Origin of the sequence: Ralstonia sp. RL, from assembly GCF_001683835.1 — a bacterium.
GTDB lineage: Bacteria > Pseudomonadota > Gammaproteobacteria > Burkholderiales > Burkholderiaceae > Ralstonia > Ralstonia mannitolilytica.
In genome coordinates this window covers 18,133-39,017 of the sequence record NZ_LWRX01000044.1, presented here as the reverse complement: position 1 = coordinate 39,017, position 20,885 = coordinate 18,133, and the positions used below count along the sequence as shown (strand labels likewise).

Below are 20,885 nucleotides of genomic sequence, written 5' to 3'. Positions count from 1 at the left end.
TCTTACGCGTGCTCAGTTCAGTTCTTCCATGCGGATGCGCGTGACCTTCGACAGCACGGTCGGCAGCGCCTCGATGGCGGCGATGGCACCGTTGACGTGCTTCTCGACGGCCGTGTGCGTCAGCATGATGATGTCGGTCTGCGGCTCGCCTTCGCGCGATTCCTTCTGCAGCATCGCGTCGATCGAGATACCGGTCTTGGCGAGAATCTGCGTGATGTCGGCCAACACGCCCGTCTGGTCGGCCACGCGCATGCGCAGGTAGTAGCTCGAGCGCACCTCGTCGATCGGCAACACCGGCGTGTCGGACAGCGCGTCGGGCTGGAACGCCAGGTGCGGCACGCGGTGCTCCGGGTCGGCCGTGTGCAGGCGCGTCACGTCCACCAGGTCGGCGACGACGGCCGAGGCGGTCGGCTCGGCGCCCGCCCCTTTGCCGTAGTACAGCGTCGGGCCGACGGCGTCGCCGTTGACGACCACGGCGTTCATCGCGCCTTCCACGTTGGCGATCAGGCGCTTGGCCGGCACGAGCGTCGGGTGCACGCGCAGCTCGATGCCCGCGTCGACCCGGCGCGTGATGCCCAGCAGCTTGATGCGGTAGCCGAGTTCTTCGGCATAGCGGATGTCGACGGCTTCCAGCTTGGTGATGCCCTCCACGTACGCGCGCTCGAACTGCACCGGCACGCCAAACGCGATCGCGCTCATGAGCGTGAGCTTGTGCGCGGCGTCAAAGCCCTCGATGTCGAAGGTCGGATCGGCTTCGGCATAGCCCAGGCGCTGGGCTTCCTTCAACACGGTGTCGAAGTCCAGGCCCTTGTCGCGCATCTCGGACAGGATGAAGTTCGTGGTGCCGTTGATGATGCCGGCGATCCACTCGATGCGGTTGGCCGTCAGGCCTTCGCGCAGTGCCTTGATGATGGGGATGCCACCGGCCACGGCGGCTTCGAATGCCACCATCACGCCCTTGTCCTGCGCGGCCTTGAAGATCTCGTTGCCGTGCACGGCCAGTAGCGCCTTGTTGGCGGTGACGACGTGCTTGCCGTTGGCGATGGCACGCAGCACGAGGTCGCGCGTCAGGTCATAGCCGCCGATCAGTTCCACGACGATGTCGATCTCGGGCGAATCCACGACGGCAAACGGGTCGTTCACCACCGGCACGGTCGCGCCGGCTTCCTGCACGATGGCGCGCGCGCGCTCGAGATTGCGCACCGCAATCATGGCGACTTCAATGCCGCGCCCCGCACGACGGCGGATTTCTTCCTGGTTCCGTTGCAGAACCTTGAGGGTACCGCCACCGACGGTACCGAGCCCGAGCAGGCCGATCTTGATGGGATTCATGAGACGTATCGTTGAAACGGAAGGGCAAAAAACAGACAGGGCAGACACTTCGGTCTGCCCCGCAACAACAACTGATCTGGCGGATGACCGAGTCTAGGCTGCCCGGATGCCAGTACCGTGACGCTGACGGTACCGCTCCAGGAAGCGCGCAATTCGGCCGATCGCTTCACGCAGATCGTCTTCGTGCGGCAGGAAGACGATGCGGAAGTGGTCCGGCGAGTGCCAGTTGAAGCCGGTGCCCTGCACCAGCAGCACGCGCTCTTCTTCCAGCAACTGGCGGATGAAGGTCTGGTCGTCCTCGATCGGGTACACGGCCGGATCGAGGCGCGGGAACATGTACAGCGCCGCTTTGGGCTTCACGCACGTCACGCCGGGAATGGCCGTGATCAGCTCGTGCGCCAGGTCGCGCTGACGGCGCATGCGGCCGCCCGGTGCCACCAGGTCTTTGATGCTCTGGTAGCCGCCCAGCGCCGTCTGGATGGCCCACTGGCCCGGCACATTGGCGCACAGGCGCATCGACGACAGCATGTTCAGGCCTTCGATGTAGTCCTTGGCCGGGCGCTTGTCACCCGAGACGACCATCCAGCCCGCGCGGTAGCCGCACGAGCGGTAGCTTTTCGACAGGCTGTTGAACGTGACAGTCAGCACGTCTTCCGACAGCGACCCGATGGCAGTGTGCTTGTTGTCGTCAAACAGGACCTTGTCGTACACCTCGTCGGCGAAGAGCACAAGGCCGTGCTCGCGCGCGATGGCGACGATGCCGCGCAGGAGTTCGTCCGAATACAGTGCGCCGGTCGGGTTGTTGGGGTTGATGACGACGATGCCCTTGGTGTTGGGCGTGATCTTGGCGCGGATGTCGTCCAGATCGGGCATCCAGCCATTGGATTCGTCGCAGTAGTAGTGCACCGGCGTGCCGCCCGAGAGGCTCGTCACGGCGGTCCACAGCGGATAATCGGGAGCCGGCAGCAGCAGCTCGTCGCCCTCGTCGAGCAGCGCGTTGGTCGCCAGCGAGATCAGCTCGGACGCACCGTTGCCGAGATAGATGTCATCCAGCGTGACATTCTTGATGCCCTGCTCCTGCGTGTAGTGCATCACCGCCTTGCGCGCCGCGAAGATGCCCTTCGAATCCGAATAGCCTGCCGAATTCGGCAGGTTGCGGATCATGTCCTGCTGGATTTCTTCCGGAGCATCGAAGCCGAACGGGGCAAGGTTGCCGATGTTCAGCTTGATGATCTTGTGGCCCTCTTCCTCCATCTGCTTGGCCTTTTCGAGCACGGGGCCGCGAATGTCATAGCAGACGTTGTTGAGCTTGGCGGATTTTTGGATCGTTTTCACGGGCAAGGGACGATAAACGACGTCGAGCGGGCTTGGATTGCGACGGATCGGTGCAGCAAAGCGGCGACGGTGACACCGCCTGGCAGGAGAAAGCGCTGCGCTCTTCCTTGCCGGGCGTCGCTTGTGGCGCGGCGGGCAAAGGAGAGAAAAAGATATAATTTAGCCCATTATGACAGACTTCGGCGGGCATTTTTGCAACGCAGCGAGATCCGCCGGACAGTCCGAAACCGCGCCCTTGCCACCGTGTCGCCGCGTGCGCCGCAGCCATCGCGCCTGATGGGATTCCCGCCTTGAAGCTCCATTCGTCCGACCCGTCCGCCATTCTCAATACCGTCACCGCGTATGGCGACGGCTATATCGAAATCAACAAGGTGCGTTACACGCACTCCGTGCTGGTGATGCCCGAAGGCGCCATCGTGCCGTGGGACGTCGCGCGCTTTGAAGACCTGACGCCCGAACACTTCGCCCGCTTGCTCGAACTCGGCGCGGAGGTAGTGGTCTTCGGCACGGGAAGCCGGCTGCGCTTTCCCCACCCGCGACTCACTGCGCCGCTGACCGAGAAGCGTATCGGCGTGGAAGCGATGGACATGCAGGCCGCCGGCCGCACCTACAACATCCTGATGCTGGAAGGCCGCAAGGTGGCCGCGGCGCTGCTCATCGAAACCGCCTGAGCGCATGCCGATCGACCGCTCGACCAACGCGCCGGCCCTGCCCTGGCGCAACGCTTCCCTGTGGCTGCTCGCCACGGCACTGTTGGCCATCTGGCTCGGCACGCTGGGCTACCGCCACCTGATCCCCACCGACGAAGGCCGCTACGCCGAAATCGCCCGCGAGATGTTCACCTCCCGCGACTGGGTGACGATCCGCTACAACGGCCTCAAGTACTTCGAGAAACCGCCCCTGCAGATGTGGGGCACCGCGCTGGCCTACACGCTGTTCGGCGTTGGCGACTGGCAGGCGCGGCTGTTCACGGCGCTCTCGGGCATCGTCGGCATCGTCTTCACCATGCTGGCGGCGGCACGCTGGTGGGGCAAACGTGTGGCGGTCGTCAGCGGCCTGGTGCTCGTCAGCGCGCCGATGTGGAATGTAGGCGCGCATTTCAACTCGCTCGACATGGGCGTGGCCGGCTGCATGACGATGGCGCTGGCGGCGCTCCTCCTGGCCCAGCACCCGGACGCAAGCCGTGCCCAGCAGCGCGGATGGATGTGGGCGTGCTGGGCGTCCATGGCGCTGGCGGTGCTGAGCAAGGGGCTTATCGGCGTGGTGCTGCCCGGCTTCGTGCTTATCGTCTATACGCTGGTCGCGCGGGACTGGGCGCTGTGGAAACGCCTGCATCTGGTGAGCGGCCTCATCGTGTTCTGTGCCGTGGCAGCGCCCTGGTTTGTGCTGATCTCCGCTCGCAACCCGGAGTTCGCGTGGTTTTTCTTCGTGCACGAGCACTTCCAGCGCTTCACCTCGACTGTGCACAACCGCAATGCGCCGGTCTGGTATTTCGTGCCGCTGCTGCTGGCCGGCTTCCTGCCATGGCTTGCGCAGTTGCCCGGCGCCGCCAGGCTGACCTTCGCGCGCACCGAGACCGCGGCCAACGGCTTCCGCCCGACGCTCGTGCTTGGCCTGTGGGCGATCCTGATCTTCGTGTTCTTCAGCATTTCCGATTCGAAGCTGCCGGGCTACATCTTCCCGATCATCCCGGCGTTGGCGATGCTGGCTGCCCTGGTGCTCGAACACGCCAGCGAGCGTGCCTGGCGCTGGCAGCTCCGCGCTTTCCTGGCCTTGGCGCTGGTCGGGCTCGCCGCCAGCGGCTACGTGGCGACGATGTCGTCGGCGATGTATCCGAATGCGGTGTTCGCGCGGTTCGCGGTGTTCCTGGCCGTGGCGTTCGGGGCGGGCGCTGCGTTCACGTGGATCGCGTTGCGCCGGGCGAACGGGCGCTTTGAGAGCCTCGCCGCCTTTGCATGTGCGTGGTTCCTGACATTCACGGCGGCCACCCTCGGCCATGAAGCGTTCGGGCGCTCGATGTCGGGTATCGACCTCGTACCGGCCGTCAGACCGTGGCTCAAGCCGGATGTGCCGTTCTATGCGGTAGAGCGCCTGGACCATACAATGCCGTTCTACCTCGGCCGGCCGACCATCATGGTGCAGGAGCCTGACGAACTGGCCTTCGGCGTGCAGCAGGAGCCGGCCAAGTGGATTCCGACCACGGAGGCCTTCGTGGCCCGCTGGAAGGAGGGCGGCCAGGCCATCGCGATGATGGGCCCGGGCACGTATGACCGCCTGGCAGCCCAGGGCGTCCCGATGGTGCCGGTGGCCCGCGATGCCCGCCGCGTGATCGTTCGGCGCCAGTAGCGGGACCAAAGCGACGCGGCGAAAGAAGCGCGCAAGCGGAATTGTCGTAACATGCGGCCCGGCGGTGGGGTCTCGGGGAAGCCACCGCAGTCGGAACACTACAAAACAACCTATGAATCTGGTCACATTCGGGCTGATCCTGACAGGTGTCATGCTCAATGCCTGCGCTCAGCTCTTGCTCAAGGCGGGCGTCAACAATATCGGCCGCTTTGCGTTTTCGGCCGACAACATCGTGCCGATCGGCATCAAGCTTGCAACGCAGTGGCCCATCATCGGCGGGCTGTCGTGCTACGTGATCTCCGTGGTGGTGTGGATCCTCGGGCTCTCGCGCGTGGATGTGACCATTGCGTATCCGATGCTCTCGCTGGGCTACGTGGTCAATGCCTTCCTGGCGTGGTATCTGTTTGGCGAAGTGCTGTCGGTGCAGCGCCTGATCGGCATCGCCATCATCCTTGTCGGCGTTTTCGTGCTGGCTCGCTCATGAGCGGCGCGCGCCCAACCTTCTCTGCTGCCATGACGCAAACCAACGCCACCGAACTGCCTTTCCTGCCCTTCGTGCGTCCGACCATCGACGAGGCGACCATCGCCGCCGTCGCCGAGGTGCTGCGTTCGGGATGGATCACCTCGGGCCCCAAGGTTGCCGCCTTTGAAGCCGCACTGTCGGAGTACTTCGGCGGCCGCATCGTGCGGACGTTCGCCAATGGCACGGCCACGATGGAAGTCGCGCTGCGCATCGCAGGTATCGGCCCCGGGGATGAAGTCATCACCACGCCGATCTCGTGGGTCGCCACGTCGAACGTGGTGCTGACGGTCGGCGCCAAGCCGGTCTTCGTCGACGTGGACCCCGTCACGCGCAACATCGACCTGAGCAAGGTCGAAGCCGCCATCACGCCGCGCACGAAGGCGATCATCCCGGTGTACCTGTCCGGCCTGCCCGTCGACATGGACCGCCTGTACGACATCGCCCGCCGCCACAAGCTGCGCGTGGTGGAAGACGCCGCGCAGGCCATCGGCTCGCGCTGGGGCGACAAGCGCATCGGCGAGATCGGCGATCTCGTCAGCTTCAGCTTCCAGGCCAACAAGAACATCACGACCATCGAGGGTGGTGCGATCGTCCTGAACACGCCCGAAGAAGCGGTGCTGGCCGAAAAGTACCGCCTGCAGGGCGTCGTGCGCACTGGCTTCGACGGCATGGAAGTCGACCTGGTGGGCGGCAAGTTCAACCTGACCGACGTGAACGCCGCCATCGGGCTGGGCCAGTTTGCGCAACTCGAAAACGTCACCGCGCGCCGCGCCGCGCTCGCCCGCCGTTACTTTGCCGCCATGCGCGCCGCCGACATCGAATCGTTCGGTGTCGAACTGCCGGTCGAGAATTTTACGAACACCAACTGGCACATGTTCCAGATCGTGCTCCCGCTCGATCGCCTGAAGGTCGATCGCGCCGGGTTCATGGCCGGCCTGAAGGCGCTGGGCATCGGCGCGGGCGTGCACTATCCGCCGATCCACCTGTTCAAGCTCTACCGCGAACTCGGCTGGAAGCCGGGCATGTTCCCGGTGGCCGAACGCATCGGCCGCGCCATCGTTACGCTGCCGATGTTTGCCGGCATGGAAGATTCCGACGTGGACCGCGTCGTCAACGCGGTCCGCCAACTTTGCGCCCAGTACCAATAATCCAATAATGAAGACACCTGCTCTCTCGGTTGTCATTCCTGTCTACAACGAAGAAGACGGGCTTGCCGCGCTGTTTGCGCGCCTGTACCCCGCGCTCGACGCACTCGGCATCTCGTATGAGGTGGTGTTTGTCAACGACGGCAGCCGCGACCGCTCCGCCGCCATGCTGGCCGAGCAATTCCGTGCGCGCCCCGACACGACGCGCGTCGTCCTGTTCAATGGCAACTATGGCCAGCACATGGCCATCCTGGCCGGCTTCGAACATGCGCGCGGCGAACGCGTCATCACGCTCGACGCCGACCTCCAGAATCCGCCTGAAGAAATCGGCCGCCTGGTCGAGAAGCTCGACGAAGGCTACGACTACGTCGGCACCATCCGCCGCAACCGCCAGGACAGCTGGTTCCGTCGTACCGCGTCGCGTGCCATGAACTCGCTGCGCGAGCGCATCACGCACATCAAGATGACCGACCAGGGCTGCATGCTGCGCGCGTACAGCCGCACCATCGTCGACACCATCAACCGCTGTCGCGAAGTCAACACGTTCATTCCGGCACTGGCCTACACGTTCAGCAAGAACCCGACGGAAATCGAAGTCGATCACGAGGAGCGGTTCGCGGGTGAATCGAAGTATTCGCTCTACAAGCTCGTACGCCTGAACTTCGACCTGGTGACGGGTTTCTCTGTGGTGCCGCTGCAGTGGTTTTCGGCGATCGGCATGCTGCTGTCGCTGGCCTCGGCCATCCTGTTCATCCTGCTGGTGGTACGGCGCTTCGTCCTTGGCGCGGAAGTCCAGGGTGTGTTCACCCTGTTCGCCATCACGTTCTTCCTGATCGGCGTGCTGCTGTTCGGCATCGGCCTGCTGGGCGAGTACATCGGCCGCATCTATCAGCAGGTGCGCGAGCGTCCGCGCTACCTTGTGCAGGGTGTGCTGGAAGACACGCCGCACCTGCACGAAGCCAGCGCGGCGGACCTGAAGGGCGGCGGCCCACAGCGAGGTGTGGCATGACCCGGCGTGCCGTCGTCTTTGCGTATCACAACGTCGGCGTGCGCTGCCTGCGCGTCCTGGCAGCGCGCGGCATCCGGGTCGAGCTCGTCGTCACGCACGAAGACAACGCGGCGGAGAACATCTGGTTCGGCAGTGTGCGCGCCACGGCGCAAGAGCTCGGCATCCCGTTCGTCACGCCGGACGACGCCCACGGTGAAGACCTGCACGCGCGCATCGCAGACATCGCGCCGGATTTCATCTTCTCGTTCTACTACCGGCACATGATCCCGATGCGCCTGTTGAGCCTGGCCAAACTTGGCGCGTTCAACATGCACGGTTCGCTGCTGCCCAAGTACCGCGGCCGCGTGCCGATCAACTGGGCGGTGCTCCACGGTGAAACCGAGACCGGCGCGACCCTGCACGAGATGGTCGAAAAGCCCGATGCCGGTTACATCGTCGACCAGACCGTCGTGCCGATCCTGCCGGACGACACCGCGCACGAAGTCTTCGAAAAAGCCACCGTTGCCGCCGAGCAGACGCTCTGGCGCGCCCTGCCCGCCATGATTGCCGGGCAGATTCCCAAGCACCCGAACGTGCTGGCCGAGGGCAGCTATTTCGGCGGCCGCAAGCCCGAAGACGGCCGCATCGACTGGTCCAGGCCGGCGCAGCAGGTCTACAACCTCATCCGGGCCGTCGCGCCGCCCTATCCTGGTGCATTCACGGACGTCGGCGGCGAGCGCTACGTCGTCGCGCGCGCCCGTCTGGCACATCAAATCTTTACGAATTTGCCGCCGGGCTTGCACGTCGTGGATAATGCGATGTTTGGCGTGTGCGGCGATGGAGCAGCCATCGCCATCCACGAGCTCTGGCGCGTGGACACCCAGGCTGCCGGCGGATCGTGCGCCGTGACTGCGCAGCAGCTCGCCAGCCAGCTTGCCCTCTCCTGATCTTGAGTTTGCCTTCATGAAAAAAGTACTGATCCTCGGCGTCAACGGCTTCATCGGCCACCACCTGTCCAAGCGCATCCTGGAGACCACCGACTGGGAGGTCTACGGCATGGACATGCAGACCGAGCGTCTGGGCGACCTGGTCAACCACCCGCGCATGCATTTCTTCGAGGGCGACATCACCATCAACAAGGAGTGGGTCGAGTATCACGTGAAGAAGTGCGACGTGATCCTGCCGCTCGTGGCCATCGCCACGCCGTCGACGTACGTGAAAGACCCGCTGCGCGTGTTCGAGCTGGACTTCGAAGCCAACCTGCCGATCGTTCGCTCGGCTGCCAAGTACGGCAAGCACCTCGTCTTCCCGTCGACCTCCGAGGTCTACGGCATGTGCAGCGATTCGGAATTCGATCCGGAAGCCTCGCCGCTGATCTACGGCCCCATCAACAAGCCGCGCTGGATCTACGCCTGCTCCAAGCAGCTGATGGACCGCGTGATCTGGGGTTACGGCATGGAAGGGCTGAACTTCACGCTGTTCCGTCCGTTCAACTGGATCGGCCCCGGCCTCGACTCGATCTACACCCCGAAGGAAGGTTCGTCGCGCGTGGTGACGCAATTCCTCGGCCACATCGTGCGCGGCGAGAACATCAAGCTTGTCGACGGCGGCAGCCAGAAGCGCGCCTTCACGTATATCGACGACGGCATCGACGCGCTGGTGCGCATCATCGCCAACAAGGACGGCGTGGCCTCGGGCAAGATCTACAACATCGGCAACCCGTCGAACAACTACTCGGTTCGCGAGCTGGCCAACATGATGCTCGAGCTGGCCGCCAACATCGACGAGTACAAAGACAGCGCCAAGCAGGTCCAGCTGGTGGAAACGACGTCCGGCGCCTACTACGGCAACGGCTACCAGGACGTGCAGAACCGCGTGCCGAAGATCGCCAACACCATGGAAGACCTCGGCTGGAAGCCGACGACCGTGATGAAGGACGCGCTGGCGAAGATCTTCGAAGCCTATCGCACGCACGTGGCCGAAGCACGCAGCCTGGTCGAAGAAGGCAACGGCAACAAGTAAGGCAATACCCGCGCAGGTTCAATGGCTCTCATCGTCCTCAAGATCGACGTCGACACCCTGCGCGGCACCCGCGAAGGCGTGCCCAATCTCGCGCGCATGCTGCGTGAGCACGAGGCGGGCGCGACCTTCCTCTTCAGCCTTGGCCCCGATCACACCGGCTGGGCGCTGCGCCGGGCGTTCCGCCCAGGCTTCCTCAAGAAGGTTTCGCGTACCTCCGTGGTGGAGCACTACGGCCTGCGCACGCTGATGTACGGCGTGCTGCTGCCCGGTCCTGACATCGGCCGCAAGGCTGCCGCCGAAATGCGCGCCATTGCCGAGGCAGGCTTCGAGACCGGCATCCACACGTGGGACCACGTGCGCTGGCAAGACAACGTCCGCCAGCGCGACGCCGCGTGGACGGCCAACCAAATGCGCGCCGCACACGCACGCTTCGTGCAGATCTTCGGCAAGCCGCCCGTCACGCACGGCGCTGCCGGCTGGCAGATGAACAACCATGCCTTCCGCCAGATCGACGCCTGGGGCATGGCTTACGCCTCCGACGGCCGCGGCACGCATCCGTACATCCCGAGCGTCGGCGGTCAACCGCTGAACCACGTGCAGCTGCCAACCACGCTGCCCACACTGGATGAGCTGATCGGCGTGGACGGCCTGACGACGGACACCGTCGCGCGGCACATCCTGAACATGACCGAATCCGATCACGACCAGGTCTTTACCTTGCACGCCGAGCTTGAAGGACAGAAACTCGCCCCGATCTTCCGCGAGTTGCTGCGCGGCTGGCGCGCGCAGGGTCACAGGCTGGCTTCGATGGGCGACTACTATGCGACGCTGGATCGCAATACCCTGCCCGTGCAGCCCGTCACGTGGGGCGAGGTTGCCGGCCGCAGTGGCAGCCTGATCGTCCAGCCGACGTGAGCCCGCGCTGCCGCAAGCACGGCAGCCTACGGAGTTGTAGACGCGCCCGTCCGTGCGCCAGCAGTCTTTTTTCCGCGGTTTTCCGGATCACACCATGCCCGTCTCCCTCGACAAGCCCCTTCCCGATTTCTCCGCGCCCGCGACCAGCGGCGTCACGTTCTCGCCGGCTTCGCAGCGCGGCAAGATCGTCGTGCTGTATTTCTATCCGAAGGACAACACGCCCGGCTGCACGACCGAGGCGATGAACTTCCGCGACCAGTACGAGTTGTTCGAAGCCGCAGGCGCCGTGGTGTTTGGCATCTCGCGCGACAGCCTGAAGTCGCATGAGAACTTCAAGGCCAAGCTGGAACTGCCGTTTGAATTGATCTCCGACGCCGATGAAGCCGTATGCCATCTCTTCGACACCATCAAGATGAAGAAGATGTACGGCAAAGACGTGCGCGGCATCGAGCGCAGCACCTTCCTGATCGACACCAAGGGCGTGCTGCGCCAGGAATGGCGCGGGGTTAGGGTGCCCAACCATGTGGAAGAGGTGCTGACGGCGGTACGCGCCCTGTAAAAGGCGCTGCGGCAAGCGCCGGGCAGCGCACGCCCCGCTTGCCTTTCGCCACACTGTTTCATCCATTCGCGCTGTCGCCTCCACACCGGACGTCACATGTGACAGATTGCAAATCACAAAGGGTTCCGATACAGTCGGAACCGATGAGTACGAAATCCGGATGCCATTCCGATAGCCCACGACGGTACCGGCGGCCAAGTTGGCCGGATACCGCTTCAGCGTTTTTCCCGGCAGCCAGACTTGGGAGAACGTCTGAAACGTGCAGCCTGTTGTGGCGTTCATCCAGGCCGCCCCGCCTCTCGCAGGTCATGGCGGCTTTTTTGTGGCCGTCATTCGCGCGGCGCTCCCGCATCCCCTCCCACGTTTCCCGCCAGCATCGCGCCGTGATCAACGGGCGCGGTGTTTTGTCGCTGTTCCACCCAGAGAGGTAATCGAAGCATGCCGCTGCCGACCATGCCCACCCAGCCAGCCCAGTTGCTTGACCCGGCTGAATTCAAGCCTTTCGGCAAAGCCGGAAAGCCCAAGGCGGGTCAGGAACCTCGAAAACCGGTGCCCGCACTCGAACGCGAAGCCTTGTCGGAAACCGGCCGTGCGCAGCCCAAACGCAACGTGACCCGCGCGCGTTCCGGCGAGGCATCGCCCATGGCAAAGGAAGAGTCGCGCGAACATGCCGGCATTCTTGCCAAGGCGGTCGACAAGGTCAGCGCCACGGGCGATTCGACCGAAACCGCCGTGCGCCGCCGCACCCGCCGCGATGAAGGGCCGACCAAGCTGTTCGTGCTCGACACCAACGTGCTGATGCACGACCCCACCTCGCTGTTCCGCTTCGAAGAGCACGACGTCTATCTGCCGATGATGACGCTGGAAGAGCTCGACAACCACAAGAAGGGCATGAGCGAAGTGGCGCGCAACGCCCGGACGGTCAGCCGCACGCTCGACCAGCTCGTGGCCGGCACGGACGGCGTGATGGACGACGGTCTGCCGCTGGCCAAGCTCGGCAACCGCGATGCGCAGGGGCGCCTGTTCTTCCAGACACGCCTGAACGACATCAAGCTGCCCGACGGTCTGCCGCAAGGCAAGGCCGACAACCAGATCCTGGGCGTGGTGGCCGCGCTGCAGCAGCAGCGCCCCGACCGCAACGTCGTGCTGGTGTCCAAGGACATCAACATGCGGATCAAGGCGCGCGCGCTTGGCCTGCCGGCAGAGGATTATTTCAACGACCGCGTGCTGGAAGACACCGACCTGCTTTACAGCGGTGTCATGGCCTTGCCCGCCGATTTCTGGCAGAAGCACGGCAAGAACATCGAGAGCTGGCAGGACCCGAAGACCGGCACCACGTTCTATCGCCTGTCGGGCCCGCTCGTGCCCTCGTTCCTGGTCAACCAGTTCGTGTACCTGGAGCCCAACGACGGCAGCCTGCCCCTGTATGCACAGGTCAAGGAGCTCAACGGCAAGACCGCCGTGCTGCAGACGCTCAAGGATTTCACGCATCAGAAAAACAACGTCTGGGGGGTGACGGCGCGCAATCGCGAGCAGAACTTCGCGCTGAACCTGCTGATGCACCCGGAAGTCGATTTCGTGTCGCTGCTTGGCCAGGCGGGTACCGGCAAGACGCTGCTGGCCCTGGCCGCGGGCCTCGAGCAGGTGCTGGACCAGAAGCTTTACAACGAGATCATCATCACGCGCGCCACCGTGCCCGTGGGCGAAGACATCGGCTTCCTGCCCGGCACGGAGGAAGAGAAGATGCAGCCGTGGATGGGCGCCTTCGACGACAACCTCGAAGTGCTGCAGAAGTCGGACGACAACGCCGGTGAATGGGGTCGCGCAGCCACGCAGGAACTGATCCGTTCGCGGATCAAGGTCAAGAGCATGAACTTCATGCGCGGCCGCACGTTCGTCAACAAGTTCCTGATCATCGACGAGGCGCAGAATCTGACGCCCAAGCAGATGAAGACGCTGGTCACCCGCGCGGGCCCGGGCACCAAGATCGTGTGCCTAGGGAACATTGCGCAGATCGACACGCCGTATCTGACCGAAGGTTCGTCGGGCCTGACCTACGTGGTCGATCGCTTCAAGGGATGGAGCCATAGCGGGCACATTACGCTCGCGCGCGGCGAGCGCTCGCGACTGGCCGATCACGCCACTGACGTGCTGTAACCGTCACCACACGGCGAATCTGTCCGCCCCAAACCGTTGTGCCAAGGGGCCGCGCATGTGCGCGGCCCTTTTCTTGCTGCAGCGTCTAGGTCACTCCTTTCTTTTGACGGAGGCCCACGATGCCCATGCAGCGAAATCCGCACAACCGATCGCACTTCACCCTGACCTCGGCGGCGCTGGCGATGATGCTGTCCGCCGGCGCGTCCGTTGCGCTTGCCGGCAGCCAGACCCCGCAAACGGCTGGCCAGATCAGCTATGTCTGTGGCGGCGTTGCACAGGATGAACAGCAGGCGTTGAATGCCGAGGCACGCAATTACAACCTGTCCCTGCTCTTCACGCAGGGGCCGCGCGGTGAGTACCTTGCCGACGTCGACGTGAAACTCACGCGGCACGGCAAGGAGGTTGCAAGCTTCCGCGCCGATGGACCGCGCTGCCTGATCAAGGCCCCGCCGGCCAGCTACAACGTCATCGCCACATACGAAGGCACCACCAAGCGCGCAACCGTGCAGACCGGCAGTACGCGCAACGTCCAGCTGCGCTGGTAAAGCTTCCCGCAAAGCGCGACGCCATCGGGCCAGAATCCTGCGAGCCGCACCCCGCTTGGCGTTGCGCCTCGCCAACACGCCGTTTGGCTTTCCGACGCCGCACGCATAGCATGCGACCTATCCGGACTTTTCTGACGGCGCATGCTGACGCGGCACGGTTTTCACTCAGGCAATCTTCGACTGGCGGGCGCCGCCCTGCTGGCGCTGACGTGCCTGCTCTCTGCCTGTTCGTCGACGCCCTCCCGCCCCACCGCCTCGCGCGACATGGGGTTGCGCACGCGCGGCGCGCCTATCCAGGACCCGAGTGCCGGCCTGGAGGAAATCTCCATCGAGGCGATGGCCTTGGTAGGCACGCCGTACCGCTACGGCGGCAACACACCCGATAGCGGCTTCGATTGCAGTGGACTCGTGCGCTACGTGGTGCAACGCGCGGCCTCGGTGACGTTGCCCCGCACCGCCGCCGAGATGGGCCGGCGCGGCACGCCGCTGGACCGCAGTGAGGTCGCCTCGGGGGATCTCGTCTTCTTCAATACGACCGGCCAGCCGAACTCGCACGTCGGCATCTATGTCGGGCAGAACCGGTTTGTCCACGCGCCGGCCACGGGCGGCACGGTGCGTCTCGAAGACATGACGAAGTCCTACTGGGCGAGCCGCTACGCGGGGGCTCGCCGTGTGGTGGCGGCAGGCAGCCTGCCCGATATCCCGGCCCCCGCTCCGACTGTCACGCCCAGCCCTGCGCCGGCCCCAGTGCGGCCAGTGGAGGAAGACCCGCTCGGCGCCCTGGCCCGCGCACGCAGCGCACAAGCGGACAGCTTGATGTCCACCCGTGCCCCCGCCGCTGCGACACCCGCCGTCGACGACGACCCCATCGCGCGGTTCGCAACCCAATAACGAATCGCTGGCTTCCATGCAAAACGCCCACCGTCTGGTGGGCGTTTCGTTGGGGTGCTGCAGACCCGCTTACAGGACGTGCTTGCCGATCCACCAGGCGATCGCAGCCATGAACGCCGAGGCGGGGATCGTCAGGATCCATGCCCACACGATGTTGCCTGCCACGCCCCAGCGCACGGCCGACGCCTTCTGCGCCGCGCCCACACCGACGATCGCACCCGTGATGGTATGCGTCGTCGATACCGGCACGCCCAGCGCGGAGGCGAAGAACAGCGTCAGCGCACCACCGGTTTCAGCGCAGAACCCCCCTACCGGCTTGAGCTTGGTGATTTTCTGACCCATCGTGCGCACGATGCGCCAGCCGCCGAGCAGCGTACCCAGGCCGATCGCCACGTAGCAGCAGACGATCACCCAGATCGGCGGCTCGTGCGTCGTCGCCGATGCATAACCGCCGGCAATGAGCAGCATCCAAATGATGCCGATGGTCTTCTGCGCGTCGTTACCGCCATGGCCGAGGCTGTACAGCGACGCCGACAGCAACTGCAGGCGCCGGAACCACCGGTCCACCTTGGACGGCGGCGTTCGGAAGAATAGCCATGACACCGCCACCATCAACAGCGAGCCGAGGATGAAACCCAGCAGCGGCGAAATGAGGATGAACGCGACCGTCTTGAGCAGCCCGCTTGCGACCAGGGAACCCGTGCCGGCCTTGGCCACGGCCGACCCGACCAGCCCGCCGATCAGCGCGTGCGACGAGCTCGACGGAATGCCGTAATACCACGTGATGATGTTCCACACGATGGCGCCCACAAGCGCGCCAAAAATGACGTAGTGATCCACGATCGCCGGGTCGATGGTGTCCCGCCCGACGGTGCTCGCCACCTTAAGGTGGAAGATGAAAATGGCGATCACGTTGCACGCGGCGGCCATGGCCACTGCCTGCTGCGGCTTGAGCACGCCCGTCGAGACCACCGTGGCGATAGAGTTGGCGGCATCGTGAAAGCCGTTCATGAAGTCGAACACGATGGCCAGCGCCACCAGAAGGACGACCACCCAGAGACTGATCTGAAGCGTATGCATGAGGCGTCGTCTCGTCAGGCGTTTTCGAGCACGATGCCTTCGATGATGTTGGCGACATCCTCGCAACAGTCGGTGATGCTCTCCAGCTGCTCATAGATGGCCTTGAGCTTGATGAGCAGCTTGATGTCGCTTTCTGTGCGGAACAGCTTGGCCATGGCGGCACGCATCACGCGGTCGGCCTCCGACTCGAGCCGATCGATCTCCTGCGCGATGGTCAGGATCTGGCGGCCGTTGTTCATGTCGCTGAGCAGCGCCACCGCCTTGCGGACTTCCTCGCAGCACGCCACGCAGATGCCCGCGAGCTGGCGGGCTTCATCCGTCACGTTGGTCACGTCGTACAGCGAGATCGTGAGCGACACGTCCTCCATCAGGTCGAGGATGTCGTCCATGGTGGTGATCAGCTTATGGATCTCGTCGCGGTCCAGCGGCGTAATGAACGTCTTGTGCAGCAGTTCCACCGTGTCATGCGTGATGCGGTCGGCCTTCTTCTCAAAGTTCTGCACATTGCGCGCATGCATTTCGGCATTGGGCAAGTCGTTGACCAACTCCTTGAGCGCGTGGGCCGCCTTGACGGCGCACTCTGCGTGCTGGTTGAAGTATTCGAAAAACTTGCCTTCGGTGGGCATGAAGCGACCGAACATGATGATCCTTGGAAACGGAAAAACGCAGGAGTCGTAGAAACAGCGCCAGTCGGGATCGCCGCTGGCGCTGTCATCAAAACGCAATATTTTACCGGAGCCAGCCGCGTGCCACGCGCGGCACGTTGTGGCAGGCCGACACGTCCGGCAGCTTACGTGTCGTTGTCAAAGAAGGCATTGCCTCCGGTGAAGTTGTCGAACTTCGTGTATTCACCCAGGAAGGTCAGCCGAACGGTACCGATCGGGCCGTTACGCTGCTTACCGATAATGATTTCCGCCGTGCCCTTGTCCGGTGAATCGGGGTTGTACACCTGGTCACGATAGATGAACAGGATCACGTCGGCATCCTGTTCGATGGCGCCGGATTCACGCAAGTCCGACATCACCGGACGCTTGTTGGGACGCTGTTCCAGGCTTCGGTTCAGCTGCGACAGCGCAATCACCGGGCAATTGAGTTCCTTGGCCAAGCCCTTGAGTGAACGGGAAATTTCGGAGATTTCCGTCGCGCGGTTTTCGCCACCGCCGCCTGAGCCCGACATCAGTTGCAGGTAATCGATGATGATCAAGCCGAGCTGGCCGCACTGCCGTGCCAGCCGGCGCGAACGCGCGCGCAACTCCATCGGGTTGAGCGCTGGCGTTTCGTCGATGAAGAGCTGAGCATCGTTCATCTTCTGGATGGCGTGCGTCAGGCGCGGCCAGTCTTCGTCCAGCAGGCGCCCCGTGCGCAGACGGTGCTGATCCAGCCGGCCGACCGAACCCAGCATCCGCATGGCCAGCTGCGTGCCGGCCATTTCCATCGAGAACACCGCGACGGGCAAGCCCTGCTCCACGGCAACGTGTTCGCCGATGTTGAGCGAGAACGCGGTCTTACCCATCGACGGCCGGCCCGCGACGATGATGAGGTCGCCCGGCTGCATGCCGCTGGTCATGCGGTCCAGGTCGACGAACCCCGTCGGCACACCGGTGATGTCGTTCTGATTGTCGCGGTGATACAGCTCGTCGATGCGCTCGACGACCTGCGTAAGCAGCGGCTGGATTTCAAGAAAGCCCTTCTGCCCCCGTGCACCTTCTTCGGCAATCGCAAAGACCTTCGATTCGGCCTCGTCCAGCAGTTGGCGCACATCGCGGCCCTGCGGATTGAAGGCGCCCGCGGAAATCTCGTCGGCAATCGTCACCAGCTGGCGCAGCACGCCGCGGTCGCGGACGATCTCGGCATAGCGACGGATGTTGGCGGCACTCGGCGTGTTCTGCGCCAGTGCATTCAGGTACGCCAGGCCGCCTACCTCTTCCGCCTTGCCCGCGGCCTGCAGCTGCTCGTACACGGTGATTACGTCGGCCGGCTTGGCCTGCGAGATCAGCTTGCCGATGTGGTGAAAGATCAGCCGGTGGTCGTAGCGGTAGAAATCGTGCTCGTTGATGAAATCGGCAATGCGATCCCATGCGGCGTTATCCAGCAGCAACCCGCCGAGTACCGACTGTTCGGCCTCGATGGAATGCGGAGGCACCTTGAGGGAATCGAGCTGGGGATCGGAGGGCGCATTCATGGCGGGATTATAGCGGCGCTGCTCGGTCTTCAATCTGAACCCTCGATACAAAAGACAACAAAAAAAGGCAGAGACTTTCGTCCCTGCCTTCTTGACTCGCGCCAGCCAGTTACCCGGCCGTCACGAGGTACAGCGTACGTGCTTAGACAGCCTCGCCCAGCACCGACACGGTCACATCGACTGCCACATCGGTGTGCAGCGACACAACGACCGGGTGATCGCCAACGGTCTTCAGCGGACCGTTCGGCAGACGCACTTGACCCTTCTCGACCTTGAAGCCTTGCGCGTTCAGCGCCTCGGCGATGTCGTGGTTGGTGACGGAACCGAAGAGGCGACCATCCACACCTGCCTTTTGCGACAGTTGCAGCGTCAGGCCGTTGAGCTTCTCACCTTCGGCTTGTGCGGCGGCCAGCTTTTCAGCAGCCAGCTTTTCCAGCTCGGCGCGGCGGGCTTCGAATTCCTTGATGGCAGCTTCGGTAGCACGGCGGGCCTGCTTTTGCGGGATCAGGAAGTTACGGGCGTAACCGTCCTTCACGCGCACCACGTCGCCCAGGTTGCCAAGGTTGATGACCTTTTCCAGCAGAATGACTTGCATCGTTTGTTCTCCTTGTCCCGCCGATTACTTCTTGTGCTGATCGCTGTACGGCATCAGCGCAAGGAAACGCGCGCGCTTGATGGCCGTGTCGAGCTGGCGCTGGTAGTGAGCGCGCGTGCCGGTCAGGCGGGCCGGGGTGATCTTGCCGTTCTCGCCGATGAAGTCCTTCAGCGTTTCGACATCCTTGTAGTCGATCTGCTCAACGCCTGCCACCGTGAAGCGGCAGAACTTCTTGCGCTTGAACAGCGGGTTTTGCTGCTGGAAGCGCTTCTTGTTCTTCGCGTCGCGCTGCTTCTTGTTCATGAATGCCATGATTCAATCCTTTACGAATACGTTACATCCGGAGATGTGAAAGACCAGTGTCTTGCTGCTGCGGTGCTTGCGGGCCAGGAATCCGACGCAATCCAGGACAGTGCCTGGTGCAATGCGATCGACAACGGAAGCCACCTTGCCGGCCGCCAGCGCTTCGATCGAAAACTCGATCTGCCGCACTGTCTGCGCCTCCACCGCCGGCCCGCTATAGCTCAGCAGGCAATTGACGATGGGAACGCCGGCCGGGGTGTACCGCATGACCTCGCGCTCGACCAGCGTGGCGACGAGTTGCAGACGGTTGATGACGCTATTCCCCTGGATTCCGTCCATGGCCGCGGTGCGCGATCTAGATCACGCCGCACCGCGCGACATCAGGCGGCCTGTTCAGTTTGAGCGGCGGCCTTCTTGGCCTCTTCGCGCTGCACTTCCTTCATCATCGGCGACGGAGCCGTCTCAGCCTTCTTGGTCTGGACGATGAGGTGACGCAGCACGGCGTCGTTGAACTTGAATGCGTGCTCGAGCTCGGCCAGGGTTTCCTTGCCGCATTCGATGTTCATGCACACGTAGTGAGCCTTGGCGAGTTTCTGGATCATGTAGGCCAGTTGACGACGGCCCCAATCCTCGACGCGATGCACTTGACCGCCCTGCGCGGTGACCGTGTTCTTGTAGCGCTCGATCATCGCGGGCACTTGCTCGCTCTGGTCCGGATGGACGATGAAGACGATTTCGTAATGACGCATTGACGCTCCTTATGGATAAAGCCGCCCGGGCGTCACACTCCGGTGCGGCAAGGTTGAATAGCCTGCCATTATACGCAGACTCGGCGGATTTTTTCAATATCGATCAATGACTTGCTGCAGGGCGCCTGCTTCTTGCCCGATGCGGCCCGAGGCCAGAAGCAACGCGAGCAGCACACGTGCCTTGTACGGATTGAGCGAACCGCTCGACGCCCAGCCCTTTCCGTCGGGCTGCGCTGGCACCACGCCTGCGCCGGTGCGCGTCGACCGAACAACGAACACGCCCTGCTGGCTGGCCCGGTTGAGCGCCGCTTCGAGGTTCGCGTGGATGGAACCCGCGCCCGTTGCAGCAACCACGATGCCCTTCACGCCGGCGGCGACCAGCCCATCGACCAGGCGCGCATCGGGTTGGGCGTAGCTGGCAACCACCTCCACCCACGGCCACTGGCCGGCAGGCGGCATCGGCAAGACATCGGTGGCGGCAAGCGGGCGCGCAGACCGCTGAAACTGCACGTGCGAATCGAGCACGAAGCCCAGTGGGCCCATGTCGGGCGAAACGAAGGCCTCCACCGCGTACGTGTGCCCCTTCTGCACATCCCGCGCGGCGTGCACGCGCTGGTTGAGCGCCACCAGCACACCTTGCCCACGCGCGGCGGGACTGGCCGCCAGCCGCACCGCATTGAGCAGATTCAACGGACCGTCAGCGGAGAGCGAAGTCGAAGGCCGCATCGCGGCTGTCATGACGATGGGCGTATCGGTCTGCTGGGTCAGGTGCAGCAGCATCGCGGTTTCTTCGAGCGTATCGGTGCCATGCGTGACGACCACGCCGTCCACCCGTTCGACGTCGATCCAGTGCCGGATGCGCGAGACAAGCTTCTCCCACACGTCGAACGACACATCCTTGCTGTCGATCTGGGCGACCTGCTCGGCACGTATGTTGGCAATGCGCTCTAGGCCGAGCTTGCTCGCGGCCAGCAGTTGGTCGATGGGGACAGCGCCAGCGCGGTAGCGTGCGGCAGAGCCAGCGTCGTCAGCGGAACCGGCGATTGTGCCGCCGGTGGCGAGGATGGCAATGGTAGGCAGGGACATCGTTGCGGACATGCGTGGTGGGCAAGCCGCGCATTGTATCTGTCCGTCACGCCCTTGTTGACGGGGGATTGCCCTCGGCGAGGGCGGCCAAAAGAAAACGCCGGCACTCAGGCCGGCGTCTGCACGTGAAAC

The 20,885-nt window shown here is 63.8% G+C and carries 22 protein-coding genes; 12 read left to right on the top strand and 10 right to left on the bottom strand.

Annotation, left to right across the window (positions count from 1 at the left end):
• Positions 1-12: 12 nt before the first annotated feature.
• Both A6M56_RS04955 and A6M56_RS04950 read right to left on the bottom strand, forming a co-directional pair.
• Positions 13-1,332, bottom strand: coding sequence for a homoserine dehydrogenase (locus A6M56_RS04955; RefSeq protein WP_045786686.1), 1,320 nt, complete (start codon positions 1,330-1,332; stop codon positions 13-15).
• 93 nt (positions 1,333-1,425) lie between these two features.
• Entirely contained in the window at positions 1,426-2,667 is a 1,242-nt protein-coding gene (locus A6M56_RS04950; RefSeq protein WP_045787846.1) for a pyridoxal phosphate-dependent aminotransferase, read from the bottom strand.
• Positions 2,668-2,957: 290 nt separating this feature from the next.
• Here A6M56_RS04950 and A6M56_RS04945 point away from each other — a divergent pair, with 290 nt between their 5' ends.
• From A6M56_RS04945 to A6M56_RS04890, 12 genes are all read left to right on the top strand, one after another.
• Entirely contained in the window at positions 2,958-3,338 is a 381-nt protein-coding gene (locus A6M56_RS04945) for an Mth938-like domain-containing protein (RefSeq protein ID WP_045786685.1), read from the top strand.
• A gap of 4 nt (positions 3,339-3,342) precedes the next feature.
• The gene (locus A6M56_RS04940; RefSeq protein WP_102079736.1) at positions 3,343-5,013 is read left to right on the top strand and encodes a glycosyltransferase family 39 protein; all 1,671 of its coding nucleotides are present in this window, start codon (positions 3,343-3,345) and stop codon (positions 5,011-5,013) included.
• Positions 5,014-5,125: 112 nt separating this feature from the next.
• Positions 5,126-5,497 (top strand): SMR family transporter, encoded by a 372-nt coding sequence (locus tag A6M56_RS04935; RefSeq protein WP_045786683.1) that lies wholly within the window; start codon positions 5,126-5,128, stop codon positions 5,495-5,497.
• A 29-nt stretch (positions 5,498-5,526) separates the two neighbouring features.
• Complete coding sequence (locus A6M56_RS04930; protein ID WP_102079735.1) at positions 5,527-6,684, top strand: DegT/DnrJ/EryC1/StrS family aminotransferase; 1,158 nt, start codon at positions 5,527-5,529, stop codon at positions 6,682-6,684.
• A 7-nt stretch (positions 6,685-6,691) separates the two neighbouring features.
• Entirely contained in the window at positions 6,692-7,690 is a 999-nt protein-coding gene (locus tag A6M56_RS04925; RefSeq protein WP_045786681.1) for a glycosyltransferase, read from the top strand.
• Positions 7,687-8,616, top strand: coding sequence for a formyltransferase (locus A6M56_RS04920; RefSeq protein ID WP_045786680.1), 930 nt, complete (start codon positions 7,687-7,689; stop codon positions 8,614-8,616). Before A6M56_RS04925 ends, A6M56_RS04920 begins: the two co-directional genes overlap by 4 nt.
• Positions 8,617-8,632: 16 nt before the next feature.
• Positions 8,633-9,691, top strand: a complete 1,059-nt coding sequence (locus tag A6M56_RS04915; protein WP_052698604.1) for a bifunctional UDP-4-keto-pentose/UDP-xylose synthase — start codon at positions 8,633-8,635, stop codon at positions 9,689-9,691.
• A gap of 21 nt (positions 9,692-9,712) precedes the next feature.
• A complete protein-coding gene (locus A6M56_RS04910) occupies positions 9,713-10,606 on the top strand; it encodes a 4-deoxy-4-formamido-L-arabinose-phosphoundecaprenol deformylase (protein WP_062739651.1) in 894 nt (297 codons plus the stop codon).
• 94 nt (positions 10,607-10,700) lie between these two features.
• Positions 10,701-11,165 carry a peroxiredoxin gene (locus tag A6M56_RS04905; RefSeq protein ID WP_286757829.1) on the top strand — a complete coding sequence of 155 codons (465 nt, stop codon included), beginning with the start codon at positions 10,701-10,703 and terminating at the stop codon, positions 11,163-11,165.
• Positions 11,166-11,603: 438 nt separating this feature from the next.
• Positions 11,604-13,322, top strand: coding sequence for a PhoH family protein (locus tag A6M56_RS04900; RefSeq protein WP_062739652.1), 1,719 nt, complete (start codon positions 11,604-11,606; stop codon positions 13,320-13,322).
• A 119-nt stretch (positions 13,323-13,441) separates the two neighbouring features.
• The gene (locus A6M56_RS04895) at positions 13,442-13,867 is read left to right on the top strand and encodes a hypothetical protein (RefSeq protein ID WP_045786676.1); all 426 of its coding nucleotides are present in this window, start codon (positions 13,442-13,444) and stop codon (positions 13,865-13,867) included.
• A 141-nt stretch (positions 13,868-14,008) separates the two neighbouring features.
• Complete coding sequence (locus A6M56_RS04890) at positions 14,009-14,758, top strand: C40 family peptidase (RefSeq protein WP_102079734.1); 750 nt, start codon at positions 14,009-14,011, stop codon at positions 14,756-14,758.
• 69 nt (positions 14,759-14,827) lie between these two features.
• Here the strand turns inward: A6M56_RS04890 and A6M56_RS04885 are convergent, their stop codons facing one another.
• The 8 genes from A6M56_RS04885 to A6M56_RS04850 form a co-directional block, all read right to left on the bottom strand.
• Positions 14,828-15,838 (bottom strand): inorganic phosphate transporter, encoded by a 1,011-nt coding sequence (locus tag A6M56_RS04885; protein ID WP_045786674.1) that lies wholly within the window; start codon positions 15,836-15,838, stop codon positions 14,828-14,830.
• Positions 15,839-15,852: 14 nt separating this feature from the next.
• A complete protein-coding gene (locus A6M56_RS04880; RefSeq protein WP_045786673.1) occupies positions 15,853-16,479 on the bottom strand; it encodes a DUF47 domain-containing protein in 627 nt (208 codons plus the stop codon).
• A 149-nt stretch (positions 16,480-16,628) separates the two neighbouring features.
• On the bottom strand, positions 16,629-18,020 hold the full coding sequence (locus A6M56_RS04875) for a replicative DNA helicase (RefSeq protein ID WP_045786672.1): 1,392 nt from the start codon (positions 18,018-18,020) through the stop codon (positions 16,629-16,631).
• A 142-nt stretch (positions 18,021-18,162) separates the two neighbouring features.
• A complete protein-coding gene (gene rplI / locus A6M56_RS04870) occupies positions 18,163-18,615 on the bottom strand; it encodes a 50S ribosomal protein L9 (protein WP_045786671.1) in 453 nt (150 codons plus the stop codon).
• 24 nt (positions 18,616-18,639) lie between these two features.
• Positions 18,640-18,918, bottom strand: coding sequence for a 30S ribosomal protein S18 (gene rpsR, locus A6M56_RS04865; RefSeq protein WP_180964250.1), 279 nt, complete (start codon positions 18,916-18,918; stop codon positions 18,640-18,642).
• 12 nt (positions 18,919-18,930) lie between these two features.
• Positions 18,931-19,257, bottom strand: a complete 327-nt coding sequence (gene priB, locus A6M56_RS04860) for a primosomal replication protein N (protein WP_045786669.1) — start codon at positions 19,255-19,257, stop codon at positions 18,931-18,933.
• Positions 19,258-19,298: 41 nt separating this feature from the next.
• Positions 19,299-19,667 (bottom strand): 30S ribosomal protein S6, encoded by a 369-nt coding sequence (rpsF, locus tag A6M56_RS04855; protein WP_286757828.1) that lies wholly within the window; start codon positions 19,665-19,667, stop codon positions 19,299-19,301.
• A gap of 93 nt (positions 19,668-19,760) precedes the next feature.
• Complete coding sequence (locus tag A6M56_RS04850) at positions 19,761-20,753, bottom strand: asparaginase (RefSeq protein WP_045786667.1); 993 nt, start codon at positions 20,751-20,753, stop codon at positions 19,761-19,763.
• Positions 20,754-20,885 lie beyond the last annotated feature (132 nt).

What these genes read in the sequence shown, in the direction of transcription:
- priB (WP_045786669.1), bottom strand. Translation starts at nt 19,257, where the DNA reads ATGGACGGAATCCAGGGGAATAGCGTCATCAACCGTCTGCAACTCGTC.
- A6M56_RS04905 (WP_286757829.1), top strand. Translation starts at nt 10,701, where the DNA reads ATGCCCGTCTCCCTCGACAAGCCCCTTCCCGATTTCTCCGCGCCCGCG.
- A6M56_RS04880 (WP_045786673.1), bottom strand. Translation starts at nt 16,479, where the DNA reads ATGTTCGGTCGCTTCATGCCCACCGAAGGCAAGTTTTTCGAATACTTC.
- rpsF (WP_286757828.1), bottom strand. Translation starts at nt 19,667, where the DNA reads ATGCGTCATTACGAAATCGTCTTCATCGTCCATCCGGACCAGAGCGAG.
- rpsR (WP_180964250.1), bottom strand. Translation starts at nt 18,918, where the DNA reads ATGAACAAGAAGCAGCGCGACGCGAAGAACAAGAAGCGCTTCCAGCAG.
- A6M56_RS04925 (WP_045786681.1), top strand. Translation starts at nt 6,692, where the DNA reads ATGAAGACACCTGCTCTCTCGGTTGTCATTCCTGTCTACAACGAAGAA.
- A6M56_RS04895 (WP_045786676.1), top strand. Translation starts at nt 13,442, where the DNA reads ATGCCCATGCAGCGAAATCCGCACAACCGATCGCACTTCACCCTGACC.
- A6M56_RS04875 (WP_045786672.1), bottom strand. Translation starts at nt 18,020, where the DNA reads ATGAATGCGCCCTCCGATCCCCAGCTCGATTCCCTCAAGGTGCCTCCG.
- rplI (WP_045786671.1), bottom strand. Translation starts at nt 18,615, where the DNA reads ATGCAAGTCATTCTGCTGGAAAAGGTCATCAACCTTGGCAACCTGGGC.
- A6M56_RS04955 (WP_045786686.1), bottom strand. Translation starts at nt 1,332, where the DNA reads ATGAATCCCATCAAGATCGGCCTGCTCGGGCTCGGTACCGTCGGTGGC.
- A6M56_RS04885 (WP_045786674.1), bottom strand. Translation starts at nt 15,838, where the DNA reads ATGCATACGCTTCAGATCAGTCTCTGGGTGGTCGTCCTTCTGGTGGCG.
- A6M56_RS04930 (WP_102079735.1), top strand. Translation starts at nt 5,527, where the DNA reads ATGACGCAAACCAACGCCACCGAACTGCCTTTCCTGCCCTTCGTGCGT.
- A6M56_RS04940 (WP_102079736.1), top strand. Translation starts at nt 3,343, where the DNA reads ATGCCGATCGACCGCTCGACCAACGCGCCGGCCCTGCCCTGGCGCAAC.
- A6M56_RS04850 (WP_045786667.1), bottom strand. Translation starts at nt 20,753, where the DNA reads ATGTCCCTGCCTACCATTGCCATCCTCGCCACCGGCGGCACAATCGCC.
- A6M56_RS04910 (WP_062739651.1), top strand. Translation starts at nt 9,713, where the DNA reads ATGGCTCTCATCGTCCTCAAGATCGACGTCGACACCCTGCGCGGCACC.
- A6M56_RS04890 (WP_102079734.1), top strand. Translation starts at nt 14,009, where the DNA reads ATGCTGACGCGGCACGGTTTTCACTCAGGCAATCTTCGACTGGCGGGC.
- A6M56_RS04935 (WP_045786683.1), top strand. Translation starts at nt 5,126, where the DNA reads ATGAATCTGGTCACATTCGGGCTGATCCTGACAGGTGTCATGCTCAAT.
- A6M56_RS04900 (WP_062739652.1), top strand. Translation starts at nt 11,604, where the DNA reads ATGCCGCTGCCGACCATGCCCACCCAGCCAGCCCAGTTGCTTGACCCG.
- A6M56_RS04915 (WP_052698604.1), top strand. Translation starts at nt 8,633, where the DNA reads ATGAAAAAAGTACTGATCCTCGGCGTCAACGGCTTCATCGGCCACCAC.
- A6M56_RS04920 (WP_045786680.1), top strand. Translation starts at nt 7,687, where the DNA reads ATGACCCGGCGTGCCGTCGTCTTTGCGTATCACAACGTCGGCGTGCGC.